Source organism: Acidimicrobiales bacterium (assembly GCA_036273495.1).
Classification (GTDB): Bacteria; Actinomycetota; Acidimicrobiia; order Acidimicrobiales; family JAJPHE01; genus DASSEU01.
In genome coordinates this window covers 1-8,636 of sequence record DASUHN010000021.1, presented here as the reverse complement: position 1 = coordinate 8,636, position 8,636 = coordinate 1, and the positions used below count along the sequence as shown (strand labels likewise).

Genomic DNA, 8,636 nt, shown 5'->3' with positions numbered 1-8,636 from the left:
GGCTGGTGGTCTGGGTGATGCCGGCCTCCAGGGTGTCGCGCTCGGACGGCTCCAGCGTTCCAGCACGCCCAGCAGGTCCCCCTGCTGGGCCGAGTCGAGCAGGGCCCGGACGGCGGCGTCGGGGGTGCTGGCGGGCGAGGCGCCTCCGCTGGCCAGGCTCAGGCTGGTCGCCACGCCGGCGCCGACCAGGACGACCGGCAAACCGATCACGGCGGCGCGGGCCAGCCGCCGCTTGGGGCGGGCGGCGGGACCGGCGCCCGGCGTCCCCCAGGGGGCGAAAGGGGTAGAGGGATCGGGCTCGGGCGTGGCCGAGGGAGGCTGCCAGTTCATCGTTGACTCCTTGTCGTAAAGGCCCGGGTGACGGCGGTCAGCACCGTCAGGCCACCGAGGCCCAGGCCGAGGAACGGCCCGAACAGGAGGCCGCTGTGAAGCCTTGAGGTCGCGAGCACCGCCCCGACGGCCAGGACCGCACCGGTGAGGGCCGCCAGGACCCGGGCCACCGCCGGGCGGCCCACCCACAGGGCGGCCAGAGTGGCGGCGGCCAGCGAGGGGAGCAGGTAGGCGGCGAAGGTCAGCGCCCGCGCCCCGCCCCCGCCCAGCAGGCCGGCGTGCTGTCCGGATGCCAGGAGCTGGTAACCGTTCCGCTCGATGGAGCCGCTGCGCATCCAGGGCAGGAAGGCGTCGACCAGGCAGGCGAGGGCAGCGGCGCCGCAACAGATCCAGTCGGGCAGCCTGGCCCTCAGCAGACCCCCGCCCCGGGCCGGGTGGTCCCCGACCACGTGGTGGGGGCCGCCGGCGAACAGGAGGGTCCGCGCCGCGTCGCCCTCGGCCGGCAGCCGGTTCACCATCCCCCATACGTCGGCATCGGCCGCCGGGAGTTGAGCGCCGGGAAGGTCCACCATATGGTCTGTCCGGCAACGACCCCGGAGGTTCCACATGGGGTTTCTCTCCGAGATCCGCAAGCGCATCAGGACCCAGGAGTCCCCGACCCCGACGCGACCGTCCCTGTTCGGGAAGGTCGGCGTCGTGACCGCCACCATCCCGGCGGGCGGCATCGGTGAGGTCCGGATCTCCGTGCGGGGGACGACCGAGGCCTTCTCCGCCCGCGCCTCCGACGAGACCGAGATCGCCAGCGGGACCCAGGTGACCGTCGTCGAGGAGCTGTCCCCGCAGTCCGTGCAGGTCACGCCCCTCTAACCGCCTCCGAGCAGAGAAGGGAGCCAGCGATGTTCTTCTTCCGCATCCCCCAGCCCAACGAGGCGTTGCTGATCGCCGGTCGGCGCCACGGTGGGCCCGAGGGCCCGGGTTTCAAGATCGTCGTGGGTCAGGGGTCTTTCGTGGTCCCTGCGTTCAAGCGGGCCTACTTCCTGGACATGTCCCTCCACGAGGCCGAGCTGGCCGAGGACTGCGTGTCGACGCAGGGCATCCCGCTCAGGGTCCAGGCGGTGGCGGTGTTCAAGGTGGGACCACAGCCCGAGCTGATCGCCGCCGCCGCCCAGCGCTTCTTGGACCAGCAGGACCAGATGGACACGCAGGTGGGACGGATCTTCGCCGGCCACCTCCGCCAGATCGTGGGCCAGATGACGATCGAGGACATCATCCGCGAGCGCGACAAGCTGGTCTCGGCCGTGAAGGAGTCGTCGGCCTCCGAGTGCGAGAAGCTCGGTCTGATCGTCGACAGCTTCCAGATCCAGACGATCGACGATCCGACCGGTTACATCGCCAACCTGGCTGCCCCCCACCAGGCCGCTGTCGAGGCGGCGGCACGCGTGGCTGCCGCCCAGCAGAACCAGCAGGCCACCCTGGCCGAGCAGGAGGCCGCAGCGGTGAACGCCGAGAACACGGCCGCTTCGTCCAAGCGGCAGGCCCAGGCCACCGCCGACATCGAGACCGCCAAGCAGACTGCGGCCCAGGCCGGGCCGCTGGCGGAGGCCCGGGCCCAGCAGGAGGTGATCCGGGCCCAGACCTCCAACCAGAAGCTCGAAGCCGAGCGCCAGCAGGCCGCCCTGCGCGCCACCCGCTACGCCGAGGCCGACGCCGACGCCTACGCCACCCGCACCCGGGCCGACGCCGACAAGGCGGCCCGGATCGCCGTGGCCGAGGCCGAGGCCGAGTCGATACGGATCCGGGGGCAGGCCGAGGGGGACGCCCTCACGGCCAAGGCCAACGCCATGGCCCAGCACCGCGACGCCCTCATCGCCCAGCAGCTGGTCGAGCAGCTGCCCGACGTGGTGCACGCTGCCGCCGAGTCACTCGCCAGCTCCAACCTCACCGTGCTGAACGGCGCCGAGGGGCTCAATCAGATGCTCGGCGGCCTGCTGACCGCCGGGATGAGCATGCTCAACCGGGTCCAGTCCGGCCTGCCCGCGGGCAACGGCCCGGTGCCCGCCCCCGCCGAGGTGGCGGCGGCCCCGGCCGAGACCGGAGGCGACGCTGCCGGAACCACCCCCGGCTCGGGGCCCCGGCGGTCGACGCGCCCGAATCGAGGTTGACCGGGAGGCTCAGGCTCCCGCCCCACACCCACCGAGCAGCCCGGTCTGGAGCAGCACCCGGCCCAGGGCCACCCAGGCCGAGCCGTAGTACGTGGGCTGGCCGGCGTTGAGAGCCTGGGCCCGGTCGAGGAGCCGGCCGGCCACGTCCCCCCGCCCCGCCGCCCGCGCCGCCGCCGCCGCTCCGACCAGGCCGACCAGGCCGACCGGGCTGTGCGCCGCGCCGGAGCCGGGGGACCCGCCGAGGTCCAGGTTCACGAGCGGCTGGTGGCGGGCCACGGGGCCGCTGAGCACTCCCCACATCCCGGCGGCCAGGGCCCGGTCGCGCTTGTCGCAGGAGGCGGCCTGGCGGACCGGGACCCGGACGGCGTCGAACCCGTAGCGGACCGCGCCACCGTCGTCGGCGGGCGCCGACGTGGGGTGGGCCGCTCCGTCCGGTCCCACGACCGCCCAGTCCGAGGGCAGGTGCCCGCCCCCCAGCAGCTCGCCGACGTCCCGACGCCCGCCGGCAGCCACCTGGGACCACTTCCCTCCGGACGGAAAGGCGGCGGCCAGAGCGGCAAAGTCGACCGGCGCGTCGTAGCTGGGATCGATCCGGACGGGGGGACCGGCGGCCATCGCTGACCCGGCCCGCGCTCCACCGCCACGCCATCAGCCCGTCCGGTTGGATGAGGTGCGCTCTGGTCCACTGCCACGTCCGGGCAAAGCCGGCCTGATCTCCCGCCGCCACCGCCAGCAGCAGGGCGTAGGCCTGGCCCTCGCTCACCGTGTCGCCGCCCTGGTCGCGCCGGACGACCTGGCCCGCCCCGGTGTCGTAGCGGGCAAGGAAATAGGCGGCGGCCCGGATCGCAGGCGAAGCGGCCCCCGCCGGGCTGGTGGCCCGCACGGTCAGCGCCGCCGTGGCCGCCAGGACGATCGCCGCCAGCGTGGCGACGCCGACCGACCTCCAGCGCATCAGGCCGAGGACGCCACCGGGCCGTCGACGGGGCTGGACTCGGTCGACCCGGGCTCCGTCGACGGAGCCGGGCCGGAGGTGAGGTCGATCAGCTGGGTGCGCTCATCGGCGGCGGGCCCGGGCTCGGAGGCGCTGCCGGTCCCCTACCCCTTGCATCCGTCCGGGGGGGGTGACATATTGTCACCCCGCCGGGGGACGAGGGGGAGACAACGATGACCTACGCCGCAGACCGGGTGATCCTCGACGCGGACAGCCACGTCATGGAGCTGGCCGACTTCCTGGACGACTTCATGGATCCGGGGGAGCGGGACCGGCTGCGGAGGCGGGGGATGGACGCCCTCGGCCCCGTCCTCGAGGAGGCGGTGCGCCGAGCCGAGCGCCGGGGCGCCGACCGGGCGGCCGCGGCCGAGGCCGAGGACCGCATGATGAAGGACAAGGGCTGGATGGCGATGGGGGGCTTCGACCCGGCCGAGCGCAGCCGGGTGCTCGACCTCCTGGGCTTCGAGGCCCAGCTCGTGTTCGCCACCTTCGCCACGGCCATGTTCAGCCTGCCCCGGAGCCCCACGCGCTACGACGACCCGGGCCAGCTGGCCCACGACCTGGACCTCCTGTACGCCGGGTGCCGGGCCCAGAACAAGGCCATGGCGGCGTTCTGTGCCGGGGACCGCCGTCTTCTCCCCGTCGCCTACGTCTCCCTGGTCGACCCCGGTCGAGCCGTGGACGCGGCCGCCGAGGCCATAGCCGCCGGCTGCGCCGCGGTCATGGTTCCCTCCACCGCCGCCGGGGAGCGGGCCCCGACCCATCCGGATCTCGACGGGTTCTGGGAACTCTTGCAGCGCTCGGACATCCCGTTCGTCCTGCACGTCGGAGGGGGTGGGCGGCTCCTCGACCGGGCCTTCCACAACAACGCCATGCCGGTCACCGACCACCTCGGCGGCGGGGAGAACATCCGGTCCAAGGACTACCTGGCCATCTACCACTCTCCGGCCCTGTTCCTCGGCACGCTGATCCTCGACGGGCTGTTCGACCGCTTCCCTCGGCTCCGGGGTGGCTGCATCGAGCAGGGGGCGGGCTGGGTGGTCTCCTGGATGCACCACCTCGACTACGCGCGGCGCGCCTTCCGCCGGACCGAGGAGCCCCTCCAGCGCCTGGCCGCCGAGCCCTCCGAATACGTCCGGCGGCACCTCAAGTTCACCCCGTTCCCCGGGGAGCCGGTGGGCTGGATGGCCGAGCAGGCCGGGGCCGACCTGTTCATGTTCTCGACCGACTACCCGCACCCGGAGGGCGGCCGGGACCCGCTGGCCAAGTTCGAGGCCGAGCTCGACGGTGTGTCGACCGCCGACCGGGCCCGGTTCTACGCCGGGAACATGGCCGAGCTGATCGGACCCCGCCTCACCGTCTCTTGAGGAACCCCTCGAGCTGGTCCAGTACGAAGGCCACGTCCCCATCCCCCATGCCGTGATTGCAGGGGAGCAGGAAGCCCCGCTCCATCACGGCGTCGGCGTTGGGCAGGCCGGATTCGGGGAGGCGCACCGGTACCCCGCGCAGCATCGGCTGGCGGGCCACGTTGCCGGTCCACACCGTGCGCGTATCGACCTCGTGTCCGTCGAGGTACTCCTGGACCGCGGCCCGGGAGAAGCCGGCGCCGGGCCGGATCAGGACCGGGTAGCACAGCCACGCCGTGTCCAGGCCTTCCTGCTGCCGCGGGGCCTCGAAGAGCTCGGCGCGCTGCGAGAACCACTCCGTGTACAGCTCGAAGTTCCGCTGGCGCCGGGCCCGGTTGGCCGGCAGCTTCTTGAGCTGCTCGAGGCCGAACGCCGCTCCCAGCTCGGAGGGCTCGAAGTTCCAGCCCAGCTCGTCGAAGATGAACTGGTTGTCGTAGTGGATGCCGTCGAGGTCCTCCCAGAAGGTGCGGTCCCGGCGGCGGGAGCCGAAGAACACCAGCTCCGAGCGCCGGCCCCAGCGGCGGAGGAGGAGGGCACGGTCCCGGGCGTCGTCGTCGTCCATCATCACCATGCCGCCACCGCCTGCGCACGTGATGATGTGGGAGGACGCGAAGCTCGTCACGGTGAAGTCCGACCTCGTGCCGGTGGGGGTGCCCCGCAACAACGGGCCGAGGGCGTCGCAGGAGTCCTCGACCACCCGGAGACCGTGACGGTCGGCGATGGCACGCACCGCGTCCCAGTCGGGGGTGTTGCCGATCAGGTTCGGCAGCAGGATGGCGCCTGTGGCCGGTGTGATCAGCTCCTCGATGGCGCCGGCGTCGGCATTGAAGGTGTCCACCTCCACGTCCACCAGCACCGGCACCAGGCCGGCCCGGACCAGCGGGGCCACGTCGGTCGAGAAGGTGAGCCCCGCCGTGACGACCTCCTGGCCCGGTTGCAGCCCCAGCAGCTCCACCGCCAGGTAGAGGCCCGACGACCCGGAGTTGCACATGACCGCCCCCGACTTCCCGAACAGCGTCGCCACCTGGCGCTCCATGGCGTTGACCCGCCGGCCGACCCAGAGGCCCTGGGGGTCGTTGAGCACCTCGAGGACGGCCTCGACCTCGGCCTGGTCGTGGACGCTGGCGGCGTAGTGCACCCGGGCCATCGGATGTCCCGCCCTAGACCCGGGTCGCTATCGCGTAGCGGTCGACGTAACCGGAGAAGCGCTCCGCCACCTCGTCCCGGTCCAGGCCGAAGTCGGCCAGGTCGTAGCGGTGCTCACCGAACCGGCCCTTCCGGTTGGCGGCCACGTACGACTGCATGGCGGCGGCGGCCTCATCCGCCAGCGTGTCTCCCGCTGCCCGGTAGATGCCCGCCACCGTGTCGACAGGGGAGTTCACCAGGTCGTCGTACTGCACATCGAGGATCGGATGCTCGGGGTGGGCGTGGCGGAAGGCCTCCACCCGCTCGATCGACGTCTCCAGCATGTCGGTCCAGTGGCGGGCGATGTAGGCCCGGTGATCGGCGTCGCTGAACGTGCTCGACAGCGTGTAGATCAGGCTGCATACGGAGGCGCACAGGATCACGGGGTCCCGGTGCAGCAGGACCAGCGTGGCGTCGGGGTACACGGCGGTGAGGGCCTCGAGCGCGGTGGCATGGTGAGGGCTCTTCAGGGTCCAGCGGCCCCGGACCCCGCCGTTCTGCAGCACCTGGAGGACCAGGCGGTGGTACTCGTAGGCCGAGCGCTGGTCGATGCCGAGGAGCCAGCGCCCGTAGGTCGGAACGTTGCTGATGGCCTCCAGGGCCATGCTCTTGAACTCCTGATTCATCACCGCGATGCATTCGGTCGGGCCGTCGACCTCCTCGTGGTGGACGACCGGGACCATGGGATTGAGGTGCTCGAGCATCGCCGCGCCGGCGCGGGCGGCGTCGACGCGCGGTCCCGAGCGGTGATCGGCCGGCCCCGGGGGCGGGACGCTGTCGGCCGCCTCCCAGCGGAGCAGGGCCCGGTTGGCGGGATCCTGGTCGAGCAGGTTGCTGAGCAGGGTGGTGCCGGCCCGGAACATGCCGATCACGACGAGGGGGGCCTCGATCGGCTCCCCGGCCACGTCGGGATGGCGCCCCGCCCAGTCCACGACCTTCAGCCGGTTGGCCAGGCTGGAGACGACGGTGGCGCTCACCGCCATCTCCCCCACTTCGTTGAGCCGGGCCTCCGATCGCACCGACTGGCAGTAGACGTCCAGACCCTCACGGAACGTCCCGCTCCCGAAGTCCTCGAGCCCGGTCTGCTCGGTCGCGGCGGCCAGAAGGTCGGTCGGGACCATCAGGCCGGAAGCGAGAGGTCGACCACGGTGCGCCCGGTGGTGCGCCGGGCGGCGTGGTCCTCGAGGGCGCCGGCCACCTGGCCCAGACTGATGCGCCGTCCGATGTAGGGCCGGATGGCGCCCTCGGTCACCAACCGGCGCAGAGCGGCGTGAACCTCCGCACCCCGCTCCGGGGGGTTCGGGACCACCCCGAACTGCCGCATGACCCGCGACTCCGGGTTGTAGGAGAGCAGGACCCCCACCACCGAGAAGTTGCCCATGGAGACCTTGCGCAGCGGGCGCCCGGTGAACCCGGATTCGGCGTCGTCGTTGAACCCGACCGGGACGTAGCGGCCCTCGTAGGCCACACACGTCCACAGGGCCTCCGTGCCGGTGCCGCCGACGAAGTCCACCACCACGTCGGCGCCCCTGTCAGCCGTCAGGGCCATCACCCGGTCGAACACGTCCTCGGCTGTGTGGTCGATGGCCGCCTCCGCGCCCAGCTTCTCGCACAGGGCCACCTTCTCCGTGCCTCCCGCCACGGCGATGACCCGGCCCCCCGCCGCGGTGGCGAGCTGGATGGCGGCCGTACCCAGGGCGCTGGCGCCTCCCACCACCAGCACCGTCTCGCCCGGCTGCAGCCGGGCGCGCGTGTGGAGAGCCAGATAGGTGGTGTGGAACGGGAGCAGGAACGCCCCGGCCGCGACGTCGTCCAGCTCCGGCGGGGCCTCGAACACCCCGTTGATCGGGGCCAGGGCGCTGTCGGCCATCCCGCCGAAGGACTGGTTGCACATGGCCACCACGCGCCGGCCCAGCCACTGCTCGGCGCCGGCCCCCGCCGCCTCCACCACGCCGCAGACCTCCATGCCGAGGGTGAACGGCGGCTGGGCCATGACGCTGGCCACACCCCCCCGGCACCGGGCGATGTCCCCGAAGTTGAGCGCCGCCGCCGCCACGGCGACCCGCACCCCGCCGGCGTCGACATCGGGTACCGGGATCTCCTGGACCTCGATGACCTCGCTCGGCGCGCCGTGCCGAAGGACCCGCACCGCTCTCACCGGCCACCTCCTGACTGCGGAACCGGTTTATACCAGGGCGGTGCCGGCTGGATTTGGGAACGAATACCGACTCGTTCGATCAGATTTATTGACTAACGGCTGCTACGCCGGCCGCGGGAGACCGGGTGGCGGTCGGGGGGATGGTCAGGACGTCTTCTCCCGGGGACCGTTTCCGGCCGTGAGCGTGCATGCCTATTCTCCGCCCCTCAGTTCGATGGGCTTCTACTACGAGACCGGGGCCAGGCTGCTCGACCGCCAGTGGGTCGAGGAGACCGGAGAGCCAGTGGCATCGGTCCGCGTCCTGCACCCGTCGGGCGGCGGCTGACGTGGCCGCCGTCGACGAGGCCCTGGCCGCCGCCCGGCGCCGCATCGCCCCCCGGGTCAGCCCGGCGCAACTCGGGGCC

Annotated in this window: 10 protein-coding genes; 4 read left to right on the top strand and 6 right to left on the bottom strand. The window is 72.6% G+C overall.

Annotation, left to right across the window (positions count from 1 at the left end):
* The coding region (locus VFW24_00960; protein HEX5265318.1) for a hypothetical protein at nucleotides 1-330 on the bottom strand (330 nt) is incomplete at its 3' end.
* Entirely contained in the window at nucleotides 327-848 is a 522-nt protein-coding gene (locus tag VFW24_00955) for a hypothetical protein (GenBank protein HEX5265317.1), read from the bottom strand. The genes VFW24_00955 and VFW24_00960, both read right to left, overlap by 4 nt.
* An 88-nt stretch (nucleotides 849-936) precedes the next feature.
* On the opposite strand from VFW24_00955, the gene VFW24_00950 reads away from it, so the two are divergent.
* Both VFW24_00950 and VFW24_00945 read left to right on the top strand, forming a co-directional pair.
* Entirely contained in the window at nucleotides 937-1,197 is a 261-nt protein-coding gene (locus VFW24_00950) for an NfeD family protein (protein ID HEX5265316.1), read from the top strand.
* Between the two features lie 29 nt (nucleotides 1,198-1,226).
* Nucleotides 1,227-2,492, top strand: coding sequence for an SPFH domain-containing protein (locus tag VFW24_00945; protein HEX5265315.1), 1,266 nt, complete (start codon nucleotides 1,227-1,229; stop codon nucleotides 2,490-2,492).
* Nucleotides 2,493-2,501: 9 nt separating this feature from the next.
* Here VFW24_00945 and VFW24_00940 read toward each other — a convergent pair whose 3' ends face one another.
* The gene (locus tag VFW24_00940; GenBank protein ID HEX5265314.1) at nucleotides 2,502-3,107 is read right to left on the bottom strand and encodes a hypothetical protein; all 606 of its coding nucleotides are present in this window, start codon (nucleotides 3,105-3,107) and stop codon (nucleotides 2,502-2,504) included.
* 549 nt (nucleotides 3,108-3,656) lie between these two features.
* Here VFW24_00940 and VFW24_00935 point away from each other — a divergent pair.
* Nucleotides 3,657-4,850, top strand: coding sequence for an amidohydrolase family protein (locus VFW24_00935; GenBank protein ID HEX5265313.1), 1,194 nt, complete (start codon nucleotides 3,657-3,659; stop codon nucleotides 4,848-4,850).
* On the opposite strand, the gene VFW24_00930 is transcribed toward VFW24_00935, so the two are convergent.
* From VFW24_00930 to VFW24_00920, 3 genes are read right to left on the bottom strand one after another with little or no spacing between them, the layout of a single operon-like run.
* A complete protein-coding gene (locus VFW24_00930; GenBank protein HEX5265312.1) occupies nucleotides 4,837-6,036 on the bottom strand; it encodes a DegT/DnrJ/EryC1/StrS family aminotransferase in 1,200 nt (399 codons plus the stop codon). The genes VFW24_00935 and VFW24_00930 overlap by 14 nt on opposite strands.
* Before the next feature lie 13 nt (nucleotides 6,037-6,049).
* Nucleotides 6,050-7,195, bottom strand: a complete 1,146-nt coding sequence (locus tag VFW24_00925; protein ID HEX5265311.1) for a sulfotransferase — start codon at nucleotides 7,193-7,195, stop codon at nucleotides 6,050-6,052.
* Entirely contained in the window at nucleotides 7,195-8,232 is a 1,038-nt protein-coding gene (locus tag VFW24_00920) for a zinc-binding dehydrogenase (GenBank protein HEX5265310.1), read from the bottom strand. Before VFW24_00920 ends, VFW24_00925 begins: the two co-directional genes overlap by 1 nt.
* A 178-nt stretch (nucleotides 8,233-8,410) precedes the next feature.
* On the opposite strand from VFW24_00920, the gene VFW24_00915 reads away from it, so the two are divergent.
* Nucleotides 8,411-8,557, top strand: coding sequence for a hypothetical protein (locus tag VFW24_00915; GenBank protein HEX5265309.1), 147 nt, complete (start codon nucleotides 8,411-8,413; stop codon nucleotides 8,555-8,557).
* Nucleotides 8,558-8,636: the final 79 nt, after the last annotated feature.